Origin of the sequence: Emticicia sp. W12TSBA100-4, from assembly GCF_040253585.1 — a bacterium.
Taxonomy (GTDB): Bacteria; Bacteroidota; Bacteroidia; order Cytophagales; family Spirosomataceae; genus Emticicia.
In genome coordinates, this window is record NZ_JBELAU010000105.1 from 1 (window position 1) to 282 (window position 282).

Genomic DNA, 282 nt, shown 5'->3' on the forward strand with positions numbered 1-282 from the left:
GTTGCATTATTACTCCATTTATAAGTATATGGACTTGTGCCACCCGCTGCAACCACACTCGCACTGCCACTTGCATCGCCGTAACACTTCACATCTATGCCACTTGGAGTCGTCGTTAACGCTGCCGTCGGTTGTTTTACTACTACACTCGTCGTAGCTGTACAACTGTTCGCATCTGTTACTACTACTGTGTAAGTACCCGCTAATAAATTATTGATGCTTGAGGTCGTTGCATTATTACTCCATTTATAAGTATATGGACTCGTGCCACCCGCTGCTACT

At 45.0% G+C, this 282-nt stretch carries 1 protein-coding gene; it reads right to left on the bottom strand.

All coding sequences use genetic code 11. The features are described 5' to 3' along the window. Positions 1–282: SprB repeat-containing protein (locus ABR854_RS25960; RefSeq protein ID WP_350268748.1), on the bottom strand; the 282-nt coding region annotated here is incomplete at both ends.